The organism is Methylobacterium sp. 22177 (genome assembly GCF_052045615.1).
Lineage (GTDB): Bacteria > Pseudomonadota > Alphaproteobacteria > Rhizobiales > Beijerinckiaceae > Methylobacterium > Methylobacterium radiotolerans.
On record NZ_JBQEPK010000042.1, the window covers coordinates 15,012 to 36,442 of the forward strand.

Annotated in this window: 21 protein-coding genes; 10 read left to right on the plus strand and 11 right to left on the minus strand. The window is 71.7% G+C overall.

Annotated elements, in window-relative coordinates:
- Positions 1-35 precede the first annotated feature (35 nt).
- Together ACTJK8_RS26360 and eno are read right to left on the minus strand one after the other, a co-directional pair.
- Positions 36-440, minus strand: coding sequence for a DUF3574 domain-containing protein (locus ACTJK8_RS26360; protein ID WP_246694653.1), 405 nt, complete (start codon positions 438-440; stop codon positions 36-38).
- Complete coding sequence (gene eno, locus ACTJK8_RS26365; protein WP_012317987.1) at positions 437-1,726, minus strand: phosphopyruvate hydratase; 1,290 nt, start codon at positions 1,724-1,726, stop codon at positions 437-439. Before eno ends, ACTJK8_RS26360 begins: the two co-directional genes overlap by 4 nt.
- A gap of 194 nt (positions 1,727-1,920) precedes the next feature.
- Between eno and queF the strand changes: the two genes are divergently transcribed.
- A complete protein-coding gene (gene queF / locus ACTJK8_RS26370; RefSeq protein ID WP_043073251.1) occupies positions 1,921-2,373 on the plus strand; it encodes a preQ(1) synthase in 453 nt (150 codons plus the stop codon).
- A 65-nt stretch (positions 2,374-2,438) separates the two neighbouring features.
- On the opposite strand, the gene ACTJK8_RS26375 is transcribed toward queF, so the two are convergent.
- Positions 2,439-2,777 carry a hypothetical protein gene (locus tag ACTJK8_RS26375; RefSeq protein WP_012317985.1) on the minus strand — a complete coding sequence of 113 codons (339 nt, stop codon included), beginning with the start codon at positions 2,775-2,777 and terminating at the stop codon, positions 2,439-2,441.
- 333 nt (positions 2,778-3,110) lie between these two features.
- Here ACTJK8_RS26375 and ACTJK8_RS26380 point away from each other — a divergent pair, with 333 nt between their 5' ends.
- A complete protein-coding gene (locus tag ACTJK8_RS26380; protein WP_440762766.1) occupies positions 3,111-3,785 on the plus strand; it encodes a class I SAM-dependent methyltransferase in 675 nt (224 codons plus the stop codon).
- Between the two features lie 5 nt (positions 3,786-3,790).
- Here ACTJK8_RS26380 and kdsA read toward each other — a convergent pair whose 3' ends face one another.
- Positions 3,791-4,645, minus strand: a complete 855-nt coding sequence (kdsA, locus tag ACTJK8_RS26385; protein ID WP_024830864.1) for a 3-deoxy-8-phosphooctulonate synthase — start codon at positions 4,643-4,645, stop codon at positions 3,791-3,793.
- Positions 4,646-4,655: 10 nt separating this feature from the next.
- A complete protein-coding gene (locus ACTJK8_RS26390) occupies positions 4,656-5,144 on the minus strand; it encodes a hypothetical protein (RefSeq protein WP_012317982.1) in 489 nt (162 codons plus the stop codon).
- Between the two features lie 165 nt (positions 5,145-5,309).
- On the opposite strand from ACTJK8_RS26390, the gene ACTJK8_RS26395 reads away from it, so the two are divergent.
- Positions 5,310-6,329 carry an alpha/beta fold hydrolase gene (locus tag ACTJK8_RS26395; protein WP_012317981.1) on the plus strand — a complete coding sequence of 340 codons (1,020 nt, stop codon included), beginning with the start codon at positions 5,310-5,312 and terminating at the stop codon, positions 6,327-6,329.
- A 66-nt stretch (positions 6,330-6,395) separates the two neighbouring features.
- Here the strand turns inward: ACTJK8_RS26395 and ACTJK8_RS26400 are convergent, their stop codons facing one another.
- Positions 6,396-7,571 carry an amidinotransferase gene (locus ACTJK8_RS26400; RefSeq protein WP_012317980.1) on the minus strand — a complete coding sequence of 392 codons (1,176 nt, stop codon included), beginning with the start codon at positions 7,569-7,571 and terminating at the stop codon, positions 6,396-6,398.
- Positions 7,572-7,781: 210 nt separating this feature from the next.
- On the opposite strand from ACTJK8_RS26400, the gene ACTJK8_RS26405 reads away from it, so the two are divergent.
- From ACTJK8_RS26405 to ACTJK8_RS26430, 6 genes are all read left to right on the plus strand, one after another.
- Positions 7,782-8,894 carry a flippase-like domain-containing protein gene (locus ACTJK8_RS26405; RefSeq protein WP_182180273.1) on the plus strand — a complete coding sequence of 371 codons (1,113 nt, stop codon included), beginning with the start codon at positions 7,782-7,784 and terminating at the stop codon, positions 8,892-8,894.
- Positions 8,885-9,508, plus strand: a complete 624-nt coding sequence (locus ACTJK8_RS26410) for an MlaC/ttg2D family ABC transporter substrate-binding protein (protein WP_012317978.1) — start codon at positions 8,885-8,887, stop codon at positions 9,506-9,508. The genes ACTJK8_RS26405 and ACTJK8_RS26410 overlap by 10 nt, the downstream gene beginning before the upstream one ends.
- An 86-nt stretch (positions 9,509-9,594) precedes the next feature.
- Positions 9,595-10,803, plus strand: a complete 1,209-nt coding sequence (gene hpnI / locus ACTJK8_RS26415) for a bacteriohopanetetrol glucosamine biosynthesis glycosyltransferase HpnI (protein WP_182180271.1) — start codon at positions 9,595-9,597, stop codon at positions 10,801-10,803.
- A gap of 57 nt (positions 10,804-10,860) precedes the next feature.
- A complete protein-coding gene (hpnJ, locus tag ACTJK8_RS26420; protein ID WP_012317976.1) occupies positions 10,861-12,294 on the plus strand; it encodes a hopanoid biosynthesis associated radical SAM protein HpnJ in 1,434 nt (477 codons plus the stop codon).
- 103 nt (positions 12,295-12,397) lie between these two features.
- The gene (gene hpnK, locus ACTJK8_RS26425; RefSeq protein ID WP_070998697.1) at positions 12,398-13,240 is read left to right on the plus strand and encodes a hopanoid biosynthesis-associated protein HpnK; all 843 of its coding nucleotides are present in this window, start codon (positions 12,398-12,400) and stop codon (positions 13,238-13,240) included.
- A gap of 32 nt (positions 13,241-13,272) precedes the next feature.
- The gene (locus ACTJK8_RS26430; protein WP_053622396.1) at positions 13,273-14,148 is read left to right on the plus strand and encodes a bifunctional helix-turn-helix transcriptional regulator/GNAT family N-acetyltransferase; all 876 of its coding nucleotides are present in this window, start codon (positions 13,273-13,275) and stop codon (positions 14,146-14,148) included.
- A 39-nt stretch (positions 14,149-14,187) separates the two neighbouring features.
- Here ACTJK8_RS26430 and ACTJK8_RS26435 read toward each other — a convergent pair whose 3' ends face one another.
- A complete protein-coding gene (locus ACTJK8_RS26435) occupies positions 14,188-16,854 on the minus strand; it encodes an MMPL family transporter (RefSeq protein ID WP_063110481.1) in 2,667 nt (888 codons plus the stop codon).
- 621 nt (positions 16,855-17,475) lie between these two features.
- On the opposite strand from ACTJK8_RS26435, the gene hpnH reads away from it, so the two are divergent.
- A complete protein-coding gene (gene hpnH, locus ACTJK8_RS26440; protein ID WP_012317972.1) occupies positions 17,476-18,639 on the plus strand; it encodes an adenosyl-hopene transferase HpnH in 1,164 nt (387 codons plus the stop codon).
- 78 nt (positions 18,640-18,717) lie between these two features.
- On the opposite strand, the gene ACTJK8_RS26445 is transcribed toward hpnH, so the two are convergent.
- The 4 genes from ACTJK8_RS26445 to ACTJK8_RS26460 are packed head-to-tail and all read right to left on the minus strand — an operon-like array spanning position 18,718 to position 21,425.
- Entirely contained in the window at positions 18,718-19,338 is a 621-nt protein-coding gene (locus tag ACTJK8_RS26445) for a GNAT family N-acetyltransferase (RefSeq protein WP_053622397.1), read from the minus strand.
- A gap of 34 nt (positions 19,339-19,372) precedes the next feature.
- The gene (locus ACTJK8_RS26450) at positions 19,373-20,155 is read right to left on the minus strand and encodes a hypothetical protein (RefSeq protein WP_116656754.1); all 783 of its coding nucleotides are present in this window, start codon (positions 20,153-20,155) and stop codon (positions 19,373-19,375) included.
- A 23-nt stretch (positions 20,156-20,178) separates the two neighbouring features.
- Positions 20,179-20,379 (minus strand): hypothetical protein, encoded by a 201-nt coding sequence (locus ACTJK8_RS26455; protein WP_012317969.1) that lies wholly within the window; start codon positions 20,377-20,379, stop codon positions 20,179-20,181.
- Positions 20,376-21,425, minus strand: coding sequence for a hydantoinase/oxoprolinase family protein (locus ACTJK8_RS26460; RefSeq protein WP_012317968.1), 1,050 nt, complete (start codon positions 21,423-21,425; stop codon positions 20,376-20,378). The genes ACTJK8_RS26455 and ACTJK8_RS26460 overlap by 4 nt, the downstream gene beginning before the upstream one ends.
- Positions 21,426-21,431 lie beyond the last annotated feature (6 nt).

Below are 21,431 nucleotides of genomic sequence, written 5' to 3' on the forward strand. Positions count from 1 at the left end.
AGTCGAGCGGACGAGCGGACGGATCGGCGCCGCCCTCAGAACAGCGCGCAGCTCCGCTGCAGCACCAGGCCGACCGCGCCCTGCGCGAAGCGGGTCCGGTACGCCTCCTGCACGGCGCGCAGGGAAGCGACCGCCTCGGGCGTGGGTTCGGTGACGATCAGGACGATGCGGGCGGCCTCGTGGACGATCCGTCCGTCCGGTCCGCGCCACTGGCCCCGGCCGGCGAAGACCGTGAGCCCGTCCGGGAAGCGCGGGGTGATCCGCTCGGCCAGGAACCGGTCGAAGGCCCGGCCCGAGACGCGCCCGCCGTCCGGCCGCGACAGGCCGAATAGCAGCTGCGCGCTGAGCGTCGGGCGGGCGCCGTCGCAGAGCGGGTCCGCGCGGGCGGGGCCGGCCGCTCCGACACCGAGTAGGCCGGCCAGCAGGATCTTACCGATCAGCGGCGGGCGAGCTGCTTGAGCGCCGACGGGCCGGCGTAGAGCGCCTGCGGGCCCAGGCCCTCCTCGATGCGGATCAGCTGGTTGTACTTGGCCAGTCTGTCCGAGCGGGCGAGCGAGCCGGTCTTGATCTGCCCGCAATTGGTGGCGACCGCGAGGTCCGCGATGGTCGAGTCCTCGGTCTCGCCCGAGCGGTGCGACATCACCGCGGTGTAGCCGGCGCGCTGGGCCATATCGACCGCCGCCAGGGTCTCGGTGAGCGAGCCGATCTGGTTGACCTTGATCAGGATCGAGTTGGCCGTGCCCTCGGCGATGCCGCGGGACAGGCGCTCGACGTTGGTGACGAACAGGTCGTCGCCGACGAGCTGGCAGCGGTCGCCGATCTTGTCGGTCAGGAGCTTCCAGCCGGCCCAGTCGTCCTCGGACATGCCGTCCTCGATCGACACGATCGGGTAGGTGGCGACGAGCTGCGCGAGGTAGTCGACCTGCGCCTCGATGGTGCGGGTCTTCCCCTCGCCCTCGTACGCGTAGGCGCCGTCCTTGAAGAACTCAGTGGCGGCGCAGTCGAGGGCGAGCGCCATGTCCTGGCCGGGCTTGAAGCCGGCGGCGCTGATCGCGTCCATCACGAAATCGAGGGCGGCCTCGGCGGACGGCAGGTTCGGGGCGAAACCGCCCTCGTCGCCGACGTTGGTGTTGTGGCCGGCCTTCTTCAGCTTGCCCTTGAGGGTGTGGAACACCTCGGAGCCCATGCGCACGGCCTCGGCGAGCGAATCGGCGCCCACCGGCATGATCATGAATTCCTGGAAATCGATCGGGTTGTCGGCGTGCGCGCCGCCGTTGATGATGTTCATCATCGGCACCGGCAGCACCCGGCCCTGCACGCCGCCGACGTAGCGGTAGAGCGGCAGGCCCGAGGCCTCGGCCGCGGCCTTGGCCACCGCCAGCGACACGCCGAGGATCGCGTTCGCGCCGAGGCGCGCCTTGTTGGGCGTGCCGTCGAGCTCGATCATCGCCTCGTCGACCGCGACCTGGTCCTCGGCCTCCATGCCGCCGATCGCGTCGAGGATCTCGGTCTGGGCCGCCTCGACCGCCTTCAGGACGCCCTTGCCGAGGAAGCGATTCTTGTCGCCGTCGCGCAGCTCCACCGCCTCGTGGGCGCCGGTGGAGGCACCCGACGGCACCGCCGCGCGGCCGAAGGAGCCGTCTTCCAGGATGACGTCGACCTCGACCGTGGGGTTGCCTCGGCTGTCGAGGATCTCGCGGGCGCTGATATTGGTGATCGCGGTCATGGAACGTCCTCTCGCGGGGGCCGCGGGTCGGCGACCGCGCCCCGATCGGGGGTGCGGCGCATCGCGGCGGCTTATCCGTCAAGCCGCGGCCGGCGGCAAGCGCCGGGACGGGCGGCGCACAGCCGGGTTCACCCGGGAAAGCGTCGCGGATCAGGCGGATGCGCGCGGGGCCGGCAGGCTCTATATGGCCGGCCATGACCTCCACCGACGATCTCCAGCTCGGCCAGCCGACGCCCTTTCCCGCCTCGCCCGAGGAGGCGCGGCTCGACCGGGTCCCGAACCCGCACGCGGACACCGACTACGTCGCCCGGTTCACCGCGCCCGAATTCACCTCGATCTGCCCGGTCACCGGGCAGCCGGACTTCGCGATCCTCGTGATCGACTACGTGCCCGGCGACTGGCTCGTGGAGTCGAAGTCGCTGAAGCTCTACCTCGGGTCGTTCCGCAACCATGGCGCGTTCCACGAGGATTGCACGGTGGCGATCGGCAAGCGGCTCCGCGACCTCTTGGAGCCGCGCTACCTGCGCATTGGCGGCTTCTGGTATCCCCGCGGCGGCATCCCGATCGACGTGTTCTGGCAGACGGGCGAGCTGCCGAAGAACGCGTGGCTGCCGGACCCGGGCGTCCCGCCCTACCGCGGACGCTGACCGGACAGACGAAAAGGGCGACCGGCTCGCGCCGGTCGCCCCCGATCCTCGTCGGATCTCCGATCTCAGTAGCCGTAGCCGTAGTAGCCGTAGCCCGGGGCCGCGTAGCCGTAGCCGCCGTAGACCGGGGCGTAGCCGTAGCCGTAGGACGGGGCGTAGCCGTAGCCGCCGCCGTAGTAGCTGTCGCGGGCCGCGCCGGCGGCGATCGCACCGGCGGCGAGGCCGGCGATGCCGAGGCCGATGGCGGCGCCGGTGCCGATGCCGCGACGGCCGCGGTAGTAGCCGTGGCCGTAGCCGCCGTAGCCGCCGTGGTAGCCGTAGGGACGCGCCTCGGCGCTGGTCGTGACGGCGACGCTGCCGAGAGCCATGGCGGCAGCGGTGGCGATGATACCGATCTTGCGCATAGTGTTCCTTCTCGATCCTCGATCGAACATGCCCAATAACGTGGCCGCACCCGGACAGTTCCAGATTTCATGACGTGCTTGCGTGCGGATCCGCACGCGGGCAGGATTATGAACCGCCGTTCATCGTTCCCGCCTCTCCGTCGACTCTGGTCAAGCTTGGGCGCCTCTGCGGGAACTGCCTCCGAACTCTTGCGCGGCGCCGTTCAGGGCGGGCGTGACGACTGCGCCGCGCGAGACTTCTGTCCTGAGGCCGCGACGGCCGCCCGGCGCGCGCGGAGGAAACCCCTCCTCTCCCGGCCCGGCCGTGCTACGGATCCTCGCGGAGGACCGACGATGGATGCCCTGACCCTGATCCGCGAGAGCCTCGCGCCGCTGGCCGGCAAGCGGATCGTCGATATCGGGTGCGGCCCCGGGGCGCTGGCGCGGCGGCTGGTCGACGCCGGCGCGCGCGTCACCGGGATCGACCCCGGCGCGGCGGCGCTCGCCCGGGCGCGGGACGCCGTGCCGGAGGCGCGCTTCGAGGCCGCGACCGGCGAGGCCCTGCCCTTCCCCGACGCCAGCTTCGACGGCGCCGTGATGCTGAACGCCCTCCACCACGTCCCGGACCCGGCTGCGGCCCTCGCCGAGGCGGCCCGCGTGCTGGTCCCGGGCGGACGGCTCGTCGTGGTCGAGCCCCTGGCGGAGGGCAGCTTCTTCGAGGCGCTGCGGCCGATCGAGGACGAGACCGCGGTCCGCGCCGCCGCCCAGGACGCCATCGCGGCCGCCCTCGCCCGCGGCGCCTACACGTGCCGCCGCGAGGCGACGATCGAGCGGCGCGAGCGCTTCGACTCCCTCGACGCGTTCCTCGCCCGCGTCAGCGCCGTGGACCCGGCCCGCGAGGCGACCATCCGGGACCGGCGGCCCGTCGTCGCGGAGGCCTTCCTCGGGGCCGCGGCGCGCGAGGCCGACGGGACGTTCGGCCTCGTCCAGCCCCTGCGGATCCACGTCCTGGAGCCGGCGGCCGCCTGAGCCGGTCAGGCGGTCCGGCGCTTGGCGAGGCGGTCGAAGGCGAGGAGCTCCTCGAGCAGGGCCGGCATGTCCCTCAGCGCCACCATGTTGGGGCCGTCGGAGGGCGCGCGGTCCGGGTCGGGATGGGTCTCGATGAACACCCCCGCCACGCCCACCGCCACGGCGGCGCGGGCGAGGACGGCGACGAACTCGCGCTGGCCGCCGGAGCTCGCCCCCTGCCCGCCGGGCTGCTGCACCGAGTGGGTGGCGTCGAACACCACCGGCGCGCCCTGCGTGACCTGCGCCATGATCGGCAGGCTGCGCATGTCCGAGACCAGAGTGTTGTAGCCGAAGGAGGCGCCGCGCTCGGTGACGATGACGTTGGGGTTGCCCGCCTCCGTCACCTTGGCGGCGACGTGCTTCATGTCCCAGGGCGCCAGGAACTGGCCCTTCTTGATGTTGACCGCCCGGCCGGTCGCGGCGGCGGCCAGCAGCAGATCGGTCTGGCGGCACAGGAAGGCGGGGATCTGGAGCACGTCCACCGCCTCGGCGGCGCGGGCGCACTGCTCGGCGGCGTGCACGTCGGTCAGCACCGGCAGCCCGAGGGTCTCGCGGATCTCGGCGAAGACCGGGAGCGCCCCGTCGAGGCCGATGCCCCGGGCGGCGCTGCCCGAGGTGCGGTTGGCCTTGTCGAAGGAGGTCTTGAACACGAGGCCGACGCCCAGGCCCGCGGCCATCTCCTTGAGGGCGGCGGCGATCTCCAGGGCGTGCTGGCGCCCTTCGAGCTGGCACGGGCCGGCGATCAGCGTCAGCGGCAGGTGGTTGGCGAAGCGCGCGTCGCCGACTTGGACGACGGGGCCGGGTGTCTCGATCTTCGACATGCCGGCCCGTCTAGCCCGCGCGGCGGATCCGCGAAAGCCCGGGCCGGGGCGCGACCCGGCAGACCGTGCGGTCGTCCCGGAGGGCGTCGGTGCGCGGGCCGGTCTCGCACAGCATCAGGATCCGGCCGGCGCCGCCCCGGCGCGGGGCATCCGCCAGCAGGCTGGCCTGGTGAAGGTTGAGCGCCAGCACCTCGATCACGGCGGCGTCCGCCCCGGCTAGCGCCTGCGCGGCGCGGCCGATCAGGACGAAGTAGGCCGGCGCCGGCTCGCGGTCGCGGGAGGCCACGGTGATCCGGGCCGGGGCGCGGCAGTCGAGGCTCAGCCGCTCGGCATCCTGCGCCCGGAACACCGCGACGGGCCCGGCCCGGCCGGCCAGGGAGGCGCCGGTGGTGCGGATCACCCGCGCGGCCAGGGCGTCGCAGGCATCCGCCGCCCGGGCCGGGGCGGGCCCGAGGAGGAGCGCGCCGGCGAGGGCGGTCAGGGTGGTGAGGCGCAGCATCGGGATATCCGCGGCGGGAGATGGTCGCCCCCGGGAGATAGCGCGCGCCGCGGCGGGCGCGAAGCCGCGGCGCTCCGCGGGGCGTGGACAGGGGCGCCCGGATGACCGATCTGAGCGGGCGGCGCGGCGCCGCACGCCGCTCGCAGACCAGGCTCCGACGCGGCCATGCTCCGAAACCTCCTCGCCTCCGTCCTGCTGGCCCCGCTGGCCCTGCTGCCGGCGGGACCCGCTTCCGCCGAGCCGCTGCCGCAGCCGACCTACGGGCCGGAACTCGAGGGCTTCGCCTACCCGTTCCCGGTGGAGCGGTTCCTGTTCACCTCGCAGCGCCAGCCGCTGCAGATGGCCTATCTCGATGTCCGCCCGGCGACGCCGAACGGCCGGACCGCGGTGCTGCTGCACGGCAAGAACTTCTGCGCCGCCACTTGGGAGAGCCAGATCCGGGCGCTCAGCGCGGCCGGGTACCGGGTGATCGCGCCGGACCAGATCGGCTTCTGCAAGTCGAGCAAGCCGGCGGCCTACCAGTTCACCTTCCGGCAGCTCGCCGAGAACACCCACGCGCTCCTGGCCAAGCTCGGGATCGAGCGCCCGATCCTGGTCGGCCACTCCACGGGCGGCATGCTGGCCGCCCACTACGCCCTGCTCTACCCGAAGGCGGTGGAGCAGCTCGTGCTGGTCAACCCGATCGGCCTGGAGGACTGGGCCGCCAAGGGCGTGCCGCCGACCTCGGTCGAGCAATGGTACCAGCGGGAGCTGAAGGTGACGGCGGCCTCGATCCGGGCCTACGAGACGGCGACCTACTACGCCGGCGCCTGGGAGCCCCGCTACGAGCCCTGGGTCACGATGCTGGCGGGCCTCAACGGCGGTCCCGGCAAGGAGGCGGTCGCCTGGGACTCGGCGCTGCTCTACGACATGATCCTCACCGAGCCGGTGGTCTACCGGTTCCCGCAGATCGCGGTGCCGACGCTGCTCCTGATCGGCCAGAAGGACAACACGGCGATCGGCAAGGACCTCGCGCCGCCGGAGGTGCGGGCGAGCCTCGGCAACTATCCCGAACTCGGCAAGGCGGCCGCCAGGGCCATCCCGGGCGCGCGGCTCGTGGAGTTCCCGGATCTCGGCCACGCGCCGCAGATGTCCGACCCGGACGGGTTCAACGCGGCGCTGATCGCGGGCATCGCGGCGCGGTAGGCGCCGCGCGACGTCGCCCGTCGTCCCGGGGCGCTCGCGGCGCCCCGGGACGACGGCGGGCCGGTCCTAGAAGTACGACTTCAGCACGCCCCGGCGGCGGACGTCGAGGGTCGCGCAGTGGAACGAGCCGCCGAACGGGCCGTAGCTGAGGAACGGCGCCGGGATCGGGTCGAAGCCCCAGTCCTTGAGCGCCTTGATCAGCGTCGGCTGGCTCTGGTCGACGACGATCTTCTTCTCGGTGATCGCCAGGACGTTGATCGAGGTCCAGGGCGAGCACATCGAGATCTTGCTCATGAAGCCCTCGACCGGGTCGGGGCGCGGGGCGATCAGCACGTCCCACTTCTTGAGCACGGCCGGCAGCTTCTCGACGTCGACGTAGTCCGGGTTCACCAGCACCTTGCCGGGCGCCAGCGGCATGAACGACGAATCGATGTGCATCGGCTGCGGGCAGCGGCTCTCGATCTCGTGGATGCGGAAGCCCGGGCCGAGGTGGCGGCGCAGCCACTCGATGCCCATCAGGTTGGTCACGTTGGAGCGGGTGACGAACAGGTCGCGGCCGCAGCGGACGAAGTCGGCGGCGTCGAAGACCGGCTCGAACTCGTTGACCGTGAACTGCATGGGCTCGCCGGCCTTCAGGTTCGGCACCCGGTAATCGTAGTTGTAGAGGTCGTCGGTCAGCTGCGGGCGCGGCGCGGAGGTCCAGCGGGCGCCGGCGCGGAAGTACTCCTTGAACAGCGACCGGTAGGCGTCGCCCTCGAAGTAGCGCGAGCGCCAGCACATCGGGCTCTCGATGATCTCGTCGCCGATGACGAGGTACGGGTCGCGCGGGCAGGCGACGCAGAAGCCGCGGGAGGACCAGCGCGGCGCCTTGAACTTCTTGGAGAAATCCACCGCGTCGGGGCGGCGGACCTTCACGCCCTCGCCGGCCAGGATGGTGATGAAGTTGTCGAGCTCGGCCTGGGCGAGCTTCTTCATGAACTTCGGATACTTCCAGCCGCTCGCCAGCCGGTAGAACGGCTGCGCGGCGCGCGGCAGGTTGAAGATCACCGTCAGGTGGTGGGTCGGGATCGTGGCGCCGTCGAGCGAGCCGACGATCACCTCCTCCAGCGGATCCCACTCGTTCCAGGCCATCACCGGCGACTGCGGAGCCGGCACGCCGGGTCCGGTCCCGCCCGGAAAGCCGCCCGCATGCGTGTCGTCGGTCACGGCCTCCAGGGCCGTGATCGGTGATTCGCGCTCCATGACGTGTGCCCCTTCTGCGACGTGCCGCGGCCTTCTGCGCGGGCTTCTCGGCCCGGCCGCCGCTTTGGCCCCCGGTGTGTCAAACGGGTGATAGACACCGCTAATCCGTGCTGCAACGTGACAGAAACGTTCCCGGCCCGGCGGACCTATTTCTGCCGCGACCGTGACCGATTTCCCGCATCAAGCCTTACGCGAGCTTGAAAGACGACAATGAAGCGCCTGACGACCTTGGCCTCGATCGCCGGTCTGTGCACGGTCGTCGGCCTGTTCATGTCCTCCGGCCTGGAGGACGTGTCGGCCGCCGTCGTGAGCGCCGGCTGGGGCGCCGCCCTCGTGGTGCTGGCGCGCCTCGTGGCCGTCGCCTGGGCGGGACTCGGCTGGTACGTCGTGTTCCCCGCCGGCGCGACCAAGCTCGCCGACTGCGTCTCGCTCCGCTTCGTCCGCGAGGGCATCAACACGCTGCTGCCGGTCGCTACCGTCGGCGGTGACTTCGTCGGCGCCCGCCTGCTGTCGAAGCGCAACGTCCCGGGCGCGCTCGCGGGCGCCAGCATGTTCGTCGACCTGATGACCCAGGCGCTGACGCAGCTCCTGTTCACGGTGGCCGGACTCGCCCTGCTGGTCCTGATCTCCGGCGACGGGCCGATCGCCCACACGGTCGAGGGCGGGCTGGCCCTGGCGGTCCCGGCCCTCGGCGCGTTCTACCTGATCCAGCGCCGGGCCGGTCACCGCCTGATCCAGGCCCTGCTCAGCCGCTTCGCCTCCGGGCGCGAGTGGCGCGCCTTCGGCGCCATCGACCAGCTCTACGACAGCCTGCGCCGGCTCTACGGCAACCACGGGCGCTTCGCGGCGGCCCTCGCGGTCCACCTCGTTGGCTGGGTGATCGGCACGCTCGAGGTCTATGTCTGCCTGCGGTTCATGGGCTACCCGATCGACTTCGCGCAGGCGCTCATGATCGAGAGCCTCGCCCAGGCCGTGCGCGGCGCGGCCTTCGCGGTGCCCGGCGCCCTGGGCGCGCAGGAGGGCGGCCTGATCGCCCTGTGCGGCCTGTTCGATATCCCGGCCGAGGCGGCGCTCGCCCTCTCGCTGGTCAAGCGCTTCGCCGATCTCGGCGTCGGGCTCCCGAGCCTCCTGCTCTGGCACCGGATCGAGTCCAGGCTCCGGTCCGAGGCGCCCGAGGAAGAGGTGCGCGAGCCGGAGCCGGAGGCCGGGCGCAAGGCCAAGAGGGTCGCGCAGCCCGCCACCCTCGGCCCGTTCTACAGCTACGCCCCGCCGCGCATGGGGGCGCGGCTCGGCGACGGCGAGGAGTTGAAGAAGTGCGCCTGACCCGCCGGCTCGCGGCCGCCCTCGTCGCCGCTCCCTTGGCCCTGACCCTGCTCGTCCCGGCCCCGTCACGGGCCGCGGACGATCCGGCCGTTCAGACCGTGCGCGACCTCTACGCCGCCTTCTCGGCCGCGCTGAAGGACGGGCCCGGCCCCCTGCCGGCCCGGGTCGAGGCCGTCGGCCCCGCGCTCGACAAGGCGTTCGACTTCCCCGCCATGACCCGCATCGCGGTGGGCTCGAAATGGTCGAGCTTCACCCCCGAGCAGCAGGCGGCGGTGATCGACGCGTTCAAGCGCAGCCTGACCGTGACCTACGCCAACCGGCTGGCCCGCGCCGCCGGCGGCAAGTTCGACGTGACCCCGAAGGTCGAGGAGCGGGGCGCCCAGCGCGTGGTGCCGACCCGCGTCACCGCCGCGGACGGCGACGATTCGGCCGTAGACTTCGTCGTCAACGCCGACAATCGCATCCAGGACGTCCTGCTCAACGGCGACGTCAGCGAGATCGCCGCGCAGCGGAACGCCCTGTCGGCGCCGCTGAAGTCCGGGGGCGCCGACGGCGTCGTGAAGTTCCTCCGGGCGCGGACCGACGGCATGCTCGCGGCCAAGCCGACGCCCTGAGGATCGCCGGCGCCAGCGCCGACCTGAACCGGCCGCTCGCGGCCATCGCCGCCTCGGCGGCCGGACGACCGCACGGACCCGACCGGATGGATGTCTCCTCCCTGGCGCTGCACGGCCTCTCGTGGCTCTCGCTGCTCTGCCTGATCCTGGCGGCGGCGGGCTGCGTCTACGGGCTGGCCGCCGCCATCTGCGCGGGCCGCTACGCGGGCCGACGCCCGCCGGCGCTCCCCGGGGGAGCCACGCGGCCCTCCGTGACCGTGCTGAAGCCGCTCTGCGGCCTCGAGCCCAACCTCTACGCGAATCTCGAGACCGTTCTGCGCCAGGACTACGCCGGGCCGGTCCAGGTCGTGTTCGGCGTCCAGAAGCCCACCGATCCCGCGATCGGCGTGGTCGAGCGCCTGCAGCAGGCCTATCCGGAGGCCCGCATCGACCTCGTGATCGACGGCCGGCAGCACGGATCGAACCGCAAGGTCTCGAACCTGATCAACATGGCCGAGGCCATCGCCCACGACGTGGTGGTGCTGGCCGACAGCGACATGGTGGTCGGCCCCGACTACCTGGAGCGCCTCGTCGCGGAGCTGTCGCAGGACGGCGTCACCGGCGTGACCTGCCTGTACCACGGCGTCCCGGCCTTCCGGGGCCTGTACGATCAGCTCTCGACGCTCGCGATCGACACCCACTTCCTGCCCAACGTGGTGATGGGCCTGAGCCTCGGGCTGGCGAAGCCCTGCTTCGGCTCCACCGTGGCCTTCACCCGGGCGAGCCTGGAGGCGGTCGGCGGCTTCCGAACCTTCCGCAACGATCTGGCGGACGACTACGCCATCGGCGCGGCCCTGCGCGGACTCGGCGGCCGCGTGGTGATCCCGAGCTTCACGATCGGCCACACCAGCGTCGACACCGATCTCTCCGGGCTGTGGCGGCACGAGCTGCGCTGGAACCGGACGATCCGCACCGTCGACCCGGCCGGCTACGCCGGCTCGATCGTCACCCACGCCTTTCCCCTCGCCCTGCTGGGCGCGCTCCTGCCCGGCGCCGGGACCGGCGCGCTCTGGGTCGCCGCCGCGGCGCTGGCGAGCCGCGTGCTGCTCTGCCGGCAGCTGGAGCGGGCCTTCGGCCTCGCCCCGCACCCCTACGGACTGTTGCCGATCCGCGACATCCTCTCCTTCCTGAACTTCTCCTGGGCCTTCGTGTCGGGGGCGGTGACATGGAAAGGTCACGATTATCACGTGGTTGCGGATGGCACCCTGATCCCGGACGCCGAACTCGGCCGCGATGCCGGCGCGCCGCTCCGCTGAACCCGGCTCCCTCGTCCTCCGCCCTCCCCCCGGCATTGCCCTGAGGCCTTGAACCCCATGCGCACGCTCTTCCTCCAGGCCCCCACCTTCGACGGTTTCGACGGCGGTGCCGGCTCCCGTTACCAAGCCAAGCGCGAGATCAAGTCGTTCTGGTACCCGACCTGGCTGGCCCAGCCGGCCGCCCTGGTGCCGAACTCGAAGCTGATCGACGCGCCGCCGCACAACATCAAGCTCGCCGAGATCGTGGCCCAGGCCAACGACTTCGACCTCGTCGTGCTCCACACCTCGGTGCCGTCGTTCAAGTCCGACGTGAAGACGATCGAGGCGCTCAAGGCCGCCAACCCGAAGCTCATCGCCGGCCTGATCGGCGCCAAGGTCGCGGTCGACGCCGCCGGCGCGATGGCCCAGGCCCCGGTGGTCGATTTCTGCGCCCGCAACGAGTTCGACTTCACCGTCAAGGAAGTCGCCGAGGGCGTCCCGATGTCGGAGATCAAGGGGCTGTCCTATCGCGACGCCAACGGTGTCGTGGTCCACAACGAGGACCGCGAGATCATGACCGACATGGATCAGCTGCCCTTCGTCACCAGCGTCTACAAGCGCGACCTGGAGATGGAGAAGTACTTCATCGGGTACCTGAAGCACCCGTACATCTCGTTCTACTCCGGCCGGGGCTGCAAGAGCCGCTGCACCTTCTGCCTCTGGCCGCAGACGGTCGGCGGCCACACCTACCGCACCCGCTCGGTCGCCCACGTGATCGAGGAGATCAAGTACTGCCTGAAGGAGTTCCCGCAGACCAAGGAGTTCTTCTTCGACGACGACACCTTCACCGACAACCTGCCGCGCGCGGAGGAGATCGCCCGCGAGCTCGGCAAGCTCGGCGTCACGTGGTCGTGCAACGCCAAGGCCAACGTGCCGCGCGAGACCCTGAAGGTGCTCAAGGAGAACGGCCTGCGCCTGCTGCTGGTCGGCTACGAGTCCGGCAACCAGCAGATCCTGCACAACATCAAGAAGGGCATGCGGGTCGAGGTCGCCGAGAAGTTCACGAAGGACTGCCACGACCTGGGCATCGCCATCCACGGCACCTTCATCCTCGGCCTGCCGGGCGAGACGAAGGAGACGATCCAGGAGACGATCGCCTTCGCCAAGCGGATCAACCCGCACACGATCCAGGTCTCGCTGGCGGCCCCCTACCCCGGCACCTTCCTGTACAAGCAGGCGGTGGAGAACGGCTGGCTCGACATCGAGAACGCCGAGCTCGTCGACGAGAACGGCGTGCAGGTCGCGCCGCTGCACTACCCGCACCTCTCGCACACCGAGATCTTCACCTCGGTCGAGGAGTTCTACAAGAAGTTCTACTTCCGGGCTCCGAAGATCGCCTCGATCGTCAGCGAGATGGTGCGTTCGCCCGACATGATGAAGCGCCGCCTGCGCGAGGGCGTCGAGTTCTACCGCTTCCTCAAGGAGCGTCAGGGCACCGCCAAGGCGGCGTAAGTCCGGGGTCCGGGGCCTGCGGCCCCGGCGGGGTGTGGGGCAGAGCCCTGCACCTCTTCCAGGGCTCCGCCCTGGACCCGTCGATACCCGTTACGAGGTTTGCGTGAAGCGTCTGGTCGTCACCGCGGATGATTTCGGGCTGAGCCCCGAGGTCAACGAGGCCGTCGAGCAGGCCCATCGCGACGGGATCCTCACGGCGGCGAGCCTGATGGTCTCGGCGCCGGCCGCCGCCGACGCGGTGGCCCGGGCCAAACGGCTGCCGTCCCTGCGCGTCGGGCTGCACCTCGTCCTCGTGGAGGCGTGGCCGACCCTGCCGGCCGCCGAACTGCCCGACCTGACCGACGCGGCCGGCCTGATGCGCGCCGACATGGCCCGCCTCGGCCTCGACTTCGCCCGCAGGCCCGCGGCCCGGCGCCAGCTCGCCGCGGAGATCCGCGCGCAGTTCGAGGCCTACCGGGCGACCGGCCTGCCGCTGGACCACGTCAACGCCCACAAGCACTTCCACGTCCACCCGCTGATCGCCGGGGCGGTGCTGCGCATCGGCCGCGACTTCGGGATGCGCGCCCTGCGGGTACCCCGGGAGCCGCGGGAGATCCTGCGCCGCGCCGAGCCCGGTGCCCGGCCACGGCCGGCCCTCGACATCGCCCCCTGGGCGGCGCTGCTCGCCGTCCGCGCCCGGCAGGCCGGGCTGCTGATCCCCGACCGCACCCTCGGCCTCGCGTGGTCCGGTGCGATGACGCCCGCCCGCGTCGCGGCTCTGCTGGCCGAACTCCCGGACGGGCTGACCGAGCTCTACACCCACCCGGCCACCGCCGGCGGCTTCCCCGGCGAGGCGCCGGGCTACCGCTACGCCGACGAGCGGGACGCGCTGATCACCCCCGCGTCCCTGTCGGCCGCCGGCGCGTCGGGCGCGGCCCGCGGCGGGTTCTCCGACTTCCTGGGTTGATCCAGGCCGATATCTGACTTTAGTCAGATACCATGGATCCTGCCGAGATCGCCCGCGTCCGCCGCTTCGCCCGCGCCGTCACCGCCGAGGTCGGCGCGCTCGACTCCTCGTTCCTCGGCCGAGGCCGTCCCCTGGGGGCGGCGCGCGTCCTGAACGCCGTCGGGGCGGGGCGCGCGGAGATCGGCGAGATCCGCGCCTATCTCGGTCTCGATTCCGGCCTGATGAGCCGTCTCCTGCGCGGCCTGGAGGAGGAGGGACTGGTCGCGACCGCACCGCATCCCGCGGATGCCCGCCGCCGGGTCGCGTCCCTGACCGAGGCCGGGCGGCGCGAGTTCGCGGCCTACGAGGCGCTGTCGGATGCCCGCGCCGTCGCCCTGCTGGAGCGCGCGCCGCAGGTGTCGGCGCTCTTGCACGCCATGGACCGGATCGCCCTGGTCCTCGGCCGCGACGCCATCGCGATCACCGAGGCCGATCCCGCGAGCGCGTCCGCCCGCGCCTGCCTCGCCGCCTACTACGCCGAGCTGGCGAGCCGATTCGCCGGCGGGTTCGACGTCGCCCTGTCGTGCGACCCCGAGGCCGGCGCCCTGGTGCGCCCGCGCGGCACCTTCCTGCTCGCCATCGCGGACGGCCTTCCGGTCGGATGTGTCGGGCTCAAGGGGAGCGGCGGCGCGGTGGCGGAGATCAAGCGGCTCTGGATCGATCCCGCGGCCCGCGGGCTGGGCCTCGCCAAGCGGCTCATGCAACAGGTCGAGGCCGCCGCCCGCGACCTCGGGATCCGGACGCTGCGCCTCGACACCAGCAGCGCCCTGCCCGAGGCCCTAGCGCTCTACCGGCGGTCGGGCTGGGTGGAGATCGACCGCTTCAACGACGACCCCTACCCGGACCACTTCTTCGAGAAGGCCCTCTGAGGATGCCCCGGGGCGCGGGCCGGCGCGGTTCGGCCCCTCCTACTTGGCCGGCACCGGATCCTGGTGCGCGGCGGTCTTGCGCAGGGCCGCGCCGGCCGCCTTCTCGGCTTCCGGACGATCCTCGTCGGGCTGCTCGGGCGGCTCGCCGAGGGTCGCCGGCACCACGAAGAACGCCGCCACCAGGGTGAAGAACAGCGACAGCGCCAGCAGCTTGCCCATGCTCGCCGTGCCGGGATGGCTCGACAGGACCAGCGATCCGAAGGCGCTGCCCGTGGTCAGCGCCGAGAAGAAGATCGCCCGGGTCAGGCTGGAGGCGAGCATGTCGGTCACGCCCGCCCGCCACGCGATCACGTAGTAGATGTGGAACGCCACGCCGACCGCGAGCATCAGCGGCAGGGCGATGATGTTGGCGAAGTTCAGCGGCATGCCGACGATGCGCATCGCCATCAGCGTCCAGAGGGTCGCGATCACCAGCGGGCCGAGGGTCATCGCCACGTCCCACGGCTTGCGCAGGGCGACCGACAGGATGACGAAGATCAGCACGAAGGCCGTCACCGCCGCCTGCACGAAGGCGCCCAGGATCGTGTAGCTCGACTGCGTGGTGGCCACGGGCGCGCCGGTGGCGTGCGGGGCGACCTTCAGGACCTCGTCCGAGAACCGGCGGAGCACCGTGTCATCGTTCGAGTCGCCCTTCGGGTGAACCTCGATGCGCGCCCGGCCGTCCGCCGCCACCCAGTCGGCCTTGAGCTGCGGCGGCAGGTTCTCCAGCGTGATCTTCTCGGGATGCAGCAGGTCGCGCAGGCGCGCGAGCAGCGGCACCAGGTCCTTGGTCAGCGCCACCGAGGCCGCCTCGCGCATCTGCACCGGGCCGGCGGCGAGCTTGTCGAGGGTGCCGGCGAGCTGCTTCGCTTGCTGGGCGCCCTTCGCGTCCCCCTTGGCGTCGGCGGTGAGCCCGTTGAGCGCCGCGGCGGCGTCCTTGAGCGCCTTGACGTTGTCGGCGTCGGTCGGCGGCGGCGGCCGGCGGCCGGGATTGAGCACCGGGTCGAGGAGCTGGGCCGTGTCGGCGATCTGGGCCAGCTTCTTGTCCTGATCCCGCGGCACGAAGGTGTCGATGCTGTTGACCGAGGCCGTCACCGGGAGCGCCAGCAGCGTCTTCGACAGCGCCGGGACCGCCTCGACGCTGGGCGCCAGCACGTCGATGAAGTTCGGGCTCGTCTCGGGATTCTTGATCAGGTCCAGGTAGGTCGCGATGGACTGCGTCTTGGGGCTGCGCAGGTGCATCGGGTTCGAGTCGAACGGAAGGTGCCAGAGCAGCGGAGCGCCGGCCAGGGTGATCAGGCCGACGACGATCAGGATCGGCTTGCGGTGCCGGATGATCCACGGATCGACGCCGACGAGCCACTCGGTCTGCACCGCCGCCTTCTCGCCGACCGGCTTGAACACCGCGATCAGCGCCGGCAGCAGGGTCAGCGAGAACACGAAGGCCACGATCATGCCGACGCCGGCGATCAGGCCCAGCTCCGACACGCCCCGGAAGGCCGTGGGCAGGAAGGCGAAGAAGCCCGCCACCAGCGACACCGCGGCGAGCGTCAGCGACCAGCCCACGCCCCGGGCCGCGGCGCGGATCGCGCTCTCCAGCGTCGGCTGCTCGTAGCGGTCGGCCCGGTAGCGGACCGAGAACTGGATGCCGAAATCGATGCCGAGTCCGACGAACAGGGCCGCGAAGGCCACCGAGATCGGGTTCAGCTCCTTGACCATGACGAGGCCCAGGGCGGCCGTGACCACGAGGCCCGCGAAGGTGGTGATGATCACCGCGCCGACGAGCTTGCCCGAGCGCAGGGCCAGCCACAGGAACAGCACGATCGCGCCGACGATGATGCTGTTGTTGAGGCCGGCATCCTCCGACAGCGTCGCGAACTCCTCGTCCGCCACCGCCACCGTGCCGGTCAGGCGCATCCGCAGGCCGTTCTGGGCGTCGATCCCGAGGTCCTTGGCGACGTTGCGGATCAGCTTGGTCGCCTGGTAGCCGGGCTCCAGGGCGTTGAAGTCGAGCACCGGCTGGATCACCACGAACTTCATCTTGTCGGTGACGCTGGTCTCACCCCCCGACAGGAGCTCCTGCCAGGACATCCGCGCCGGCTGACCGGCCAGCACCTTCTGCAGGGTGGCGTCGATCTGCCCCATGGGCTTCTCGAGATCCTCGATCTTCGCGTCGCCGGTCTTCACGCCGCGCGCGCCCAGCGTCAGCACCCGCATGATGCCCCGCAGCGAGGGGTCGGCGGCGAGCGGCCCGAGCAGACCCTGCTGCTGGGTCAGCGCCTCCAGGGTCTTGTCGAGCTCCGCCTGAGACATCAGCAGCAGGCCGTTCTTGTTGAAGAACGGGCCGCCGTCGGGCCGGTACACCGTCTCGATCAGGTTCTTGTGCGCCGTGAGCGCCTTGGCGAGGTTGGCGGCCGCCTCCTCGGTCTCCTCCGGCGTCTCGCCGTTGATGACCGCCACGATGGTGTTGCTGCGCTGCGGGAACGCCTTCTCGAAATTGATCTCGTCCTGCCGCCACGGCTCCTTCGGGTCGATCAGGCGCTCGACGTCGGTGTTGATTCGGAACAGGTGCGCCGCGACTCCGAGGCTCGCGACCGTGAGGAACGCCGTGAGGGCAATCACGATCCACCGATACCGCACCGAGAACGCGACGAGACTTTCGATCACGAGCACCCTGCCTGTTCGCATCGGACGCGCCCCGCGCGCGACCGGCTCCTGCCATCCGTCCGGTCCGAACCCGGGCCACCGACGCCGTCGGGCTCAGGGCTCCGCAGCGCGATCGCTCCGCGATCCGATCGGGCGCGCATCGGGTTCGAGGACCGCCGCACCGCCCGATCCGAACGCGCCGCGCGCGTCCGGCACCCGACTGACTTCGCCCGATGCGGTCCGCGATCCGGACACCGATCGCGGGCCAGGACTTGCATCGCGGCCACGAGGCTCAGTAAAGAGGGCGATGCCAGATTGCAACGCGGCCGCCGCGGCGCGCATCCCGCGCCCGCCCGTGTGCGCTAGCGCACGGCGATTCAGGCGCGGCCTCCCGAATCCTGGGATTTCGGTCGTATTGCCGACGCAATGCACGTGCTGTCCTCAACGATCGGGCGCTTCCGTCCACGGACTTCGCACACGCGGTCCATGTGGCACCGTTGCGTCAGGAGCGGAATAAGATGTCATCGCCCCGCCCAAACGGGGTCGTTTCAGATTAGTTCCAAGCTAGATCGCTGGAATTCGAGATTTTTTCGCGTTAAGCACCCCGACGCCCCGGGGTCGACGAAGTAAGGAGCCGCAATCTTGGGTATCCCCCTCCGGTACGTCGCGAAGATCGGCGGCTACATCCTGAAGCAGCACCTCACGGGCCGCAAGCGTTACCCGCTTGTGATGATGATGGAGCCGCTGTTCCGCTGTAACCTGGCCTGCGCCGGCTGCGGCAAGATCGACTACCCGGACGAGATCCTGAACAAGCGCCTGCCGGTCGCCGACGCGCTCGAATCGGTGCGCGAGTGCGGCGCCCCGGTGGTGGTGATCGCCGGCGGCGAGCCGCTCCTGCACAAGGACCTGCCGCAGATCGTCGAGGGCATCATCGCCCAGAAGAAGTTCGCGATCGTCTGCACGAACGCGCTGCTCCTCGAGAAGAAGATCAAGGAGTACAAGCCGAGCCCGTACTTCACGTGGTCGATCCATCTGGACGGCGACAAGGAGATGCACGACCAGTCGGTGTGCCAGCGCGGCGTCTACGACAAGGCCGTGGCGGCGATCGCGAAGGCCAAGGAGATGGGCTTCCGCGTCACCATCAACTGCACCTTCTTCAACAATTCCCAGCCGGAGAAGATCGCCGACTTCTTCGACAGCGTGACCCGGATGGGCATCGACGGCATCACCGTCTCCCCCGGCTACGCTTACGAGCGCGCTCCCGACCAGAAGCACTTCCTGAACCGGAAGGCGACGAAGGAGCTGTTCCGCGGCGTGTTCCGGCACGGCAAGGAGAAGGGCCGCGAGAAGTGGACCTTCCAGCAGTCGGGCCTGTTCCTCGACTTCCTGGCCGGCAACCAGACCTACCACTGCACCCCGTGGGGCAACCCGACCCGCACCGTGTTCGGCTGGCAGAAGCCCTGCTACCTGCTCGGCGAGGGCTACGCGGCGACCTTCAAGGAGCTGATGGAGACCACCGACTGGGACGCCTACGGCACCGGCAACTACGAGAAGTGCGCCGACTGCATGGTCCACTCGGGGTACGAGGCCTCGTCGGTCGTCGATTCGGTCCGCAAGCCCTGGAAGCCGCTGGTGCACGCGATTCGCGGCATCAAGACCGACGGCGCGATGGCCCCCGAGGTCAGCCTGGAGAACCAGCGCCCGGCCGAGTTCGTGTTCTCGCGCAACGTCGCGCAGAAGCTGTCCGAGATCAAAGCGGCCGGCGTCGACACGAAGCAGGAAGCCCGCAAGCGCACCGCCGCCTGACCGGGCGCGCACGATCGGCGACACGAGACCCGCGGCCGCGAGGCCGCGGGTCTCTTCGTGTCCGGATCCCGGATCGCCTCAGCCGAGCAGCGGCACGTGCGGGGCGCAGTCGCGCGGCAGAGTCCCGTCGAGCCGCGGATCGGGCGCGACCTCGACGTGGACCGCGAAGGGGACGAAGCCCGAGCGCCGGTAGAAGGCGAGCGCCCCGGGATGGTCCAGGGTGCAGGTATGCACCCAGAACCGCGTGATCGGGCGCGCCCAGGCCCGGCCGATCGCCGCGTTCATCAGCGTGCGGCCGATCCCGGTCCCGACCGCGTCGTCGGTCAATCCGAGGAAGACCAGCTCGCAGGTGCCGGGCTGGCGGAAATCCAGTTCCAGCATGCCGAGGTTCCGCCCGTCGCGCCGGAGCGCGAAGATCTCGACATCGCCGTCGGCCAGGATCGCCGCCAGCGCCCCGTCCGCCAGGGTGAGGCGCGAGAACCACAGCCAGTCGGCGCCGACCTCCCGGAACAGGGTCCGGTAGGTCTCCGGGTCGGTGCCCGCCAGCGGCTCGAGGGCGAGGCCGGGCGGGAGCGGCCGTCCGGGACGCGGCGGCGGCGGCCGGTGCATCTCCAGGCTCGTGACGACGGTGGCGAGATGGCCCCGCGGCACCGCCGCGTAGCCCGGGGTGAGGGTCGGGATCCCCGTATCGGGCAGCATGATTCTCCTCGGCGGTCGCGTCGGCGCGGCCCGGTCAGGCGGCCCGCGGGCGGCGCCGGGCGACCAGCCACGGCAGCACGCAGGCCGCCGACACCGCGATCGAGGCGGCGTAGGCCGCGACTGGGTCGATCCGCCCGAGCAGCAGGTGCACGCAGACATAGAAGGCCAGAACGCCGAAGGCGCCCTGGGCGCTGCCGCGCACCACGTCCAGCGCGGCGCCGACCCCGTCCTGCGCCCGGGCGAAGACGATGAGCGGCCAGGAGATGATCGGGATCGGTGCCAGGACGCCGCTCAGGCCCGAGCCGAGATGCGGCGCCAGGCCCGAGACCAGCAGGACCAGGCCGGTGGCGGCCGCGAGCCGGGCCGGCATGTCCCAGCGCGGCGGGCGCGCCCGGCGGACCGGCGCCGCGGTCCCGGCGGCCGGCCGGCACAGGGCGACCACCAGCGCCATCGCCGGCAGGTCGATCGCCGTGGCGAGCCACAGGCCGGGCTGGACCACCCCGTGCAGCAGCGCGCCCGCGAGGACGAAGGCCGCCAGGGCGAGCAGCGCGGACGCGAGGTTCCCCGTCCGCGGCGCGGAGACGGCGTAGGCGAGGTAGCTGACCGTGACCGCGCCGAGTCCCTCCACCGAGCCGATCGCCGCCTCGGCGGCGAAGCGCTCGCCCTGCTCGGCGGCGAGGTAGATCGAGATCGGCGCCGAGGTGAGCGGCAGGCCCGAGAGCAGGCCGCCGACGAGGCTGCCCCACCGGCGCGCGGCCGCCGACACGGCCCACATCAGGGTCGGCGTGACGACGATCTTGGCGGCGATCAGGCTCATGGCGACCGGCGGGGCCCGGGGCCTCAGGCCGCCTGGGGCGGCCCGTCATCCTCCGGGTCGGCGGGCGAGTTGAGGATGTCCTCCAGCTCGTCGACCAGCCGGTCGACCTGGTCCTCGGTGGCGAGCACCTTCAGCACCTCCCCGGTCTCCGTCTCCACGGCCAGCTCGATATGCGGCCCGACCCGGGCCGTCAGGATCCGGGCCAGGATCTTGATTGCACTCATGCGACTGCCTCCTCCGCGGCGATGAGGCCGACCGCCACCGCCGGTCCACAGGTCGAGATCCCGTCGCGCGCGCCGCCGATCCGGTCCCCCAGCAGCGCCGCCAGCGGCGTCGAGGGCCGACCGAGCCGCTCGGCGAGGCGGGCGCCCACGAAGGCGCCGGCGCCGCACAGGACGAGGGGCGCGTCCGCGCCGAGATCGGGCCGGCTGAGGATCTCCGCCGCCGCGTCGTGCAGCAGGCGCAGCTGCGCCTCCGCGAAGTGGGCGGCGAGCGCCGTCCAGGCCGCTCCGGGCGCCTCCGCCCGGTCCCGCCCGACGATCCGGGCGAGCCGGGTCTCGCTCTCGGCGACCGTCTTGCCCTTGCGGTCGCCGCTCGGCTGCTGGTCGGCGCCCTCGGGGAGGAGGCCGAGGATGCGGTAGACGTCCGCCATGTGGGCGAAGGTCTCGGTCATCAGCCGGGTCCGGCGGCCCGCGAAGGGGGCGTGGTCGGACAGCGCGATCACCGGCGTGCGCACCGCGCCGGTATAGACGAGCTCGCCGGTCTCCAGCCGCTCGGCGTCGCTGTAGCCGGTCGCGGCCGGCCGTCCGCCCGCGACGGGGATCAGGTCGGCGGTGGTCGAGCCGATATCGATCAGGAGCGCGTCCGGGACGTGCCGGCCGGCGAGCGCCGCGGTGGCGTGCCAGTTGGCCGAGGCCACGTCCGCCGCGCGGGACGCGGCCGCCTCCGGGGCGACGAAGCCCGAGCGCCCGGCGTAGATCCGCACGGTCCCGGCGAGGTGCGATCCGGCCCACCCGGCGAGCGCCGCGACGCCGGCGCGCCGATCGGCGAAGCAGTCGGTCAGCTCGCCCGTCATGGTCACGGCGTGGAGCGCCGCGCCGCGGGCCCAGTCGGGGGCGGCCTCCAGCGCCCGGTCGAGGGCCGGCAGGCCCTGCCAGAGCGGGCACGGCACCTGGGCCGCGGCCGCGACCCGGCCGTCCTCGACCAGGGCGACCTTGACGTGGACCCCGCCGAGGTCCCACCCGATCGTCGTTGGGTTTGATGAGCGCATGGGACC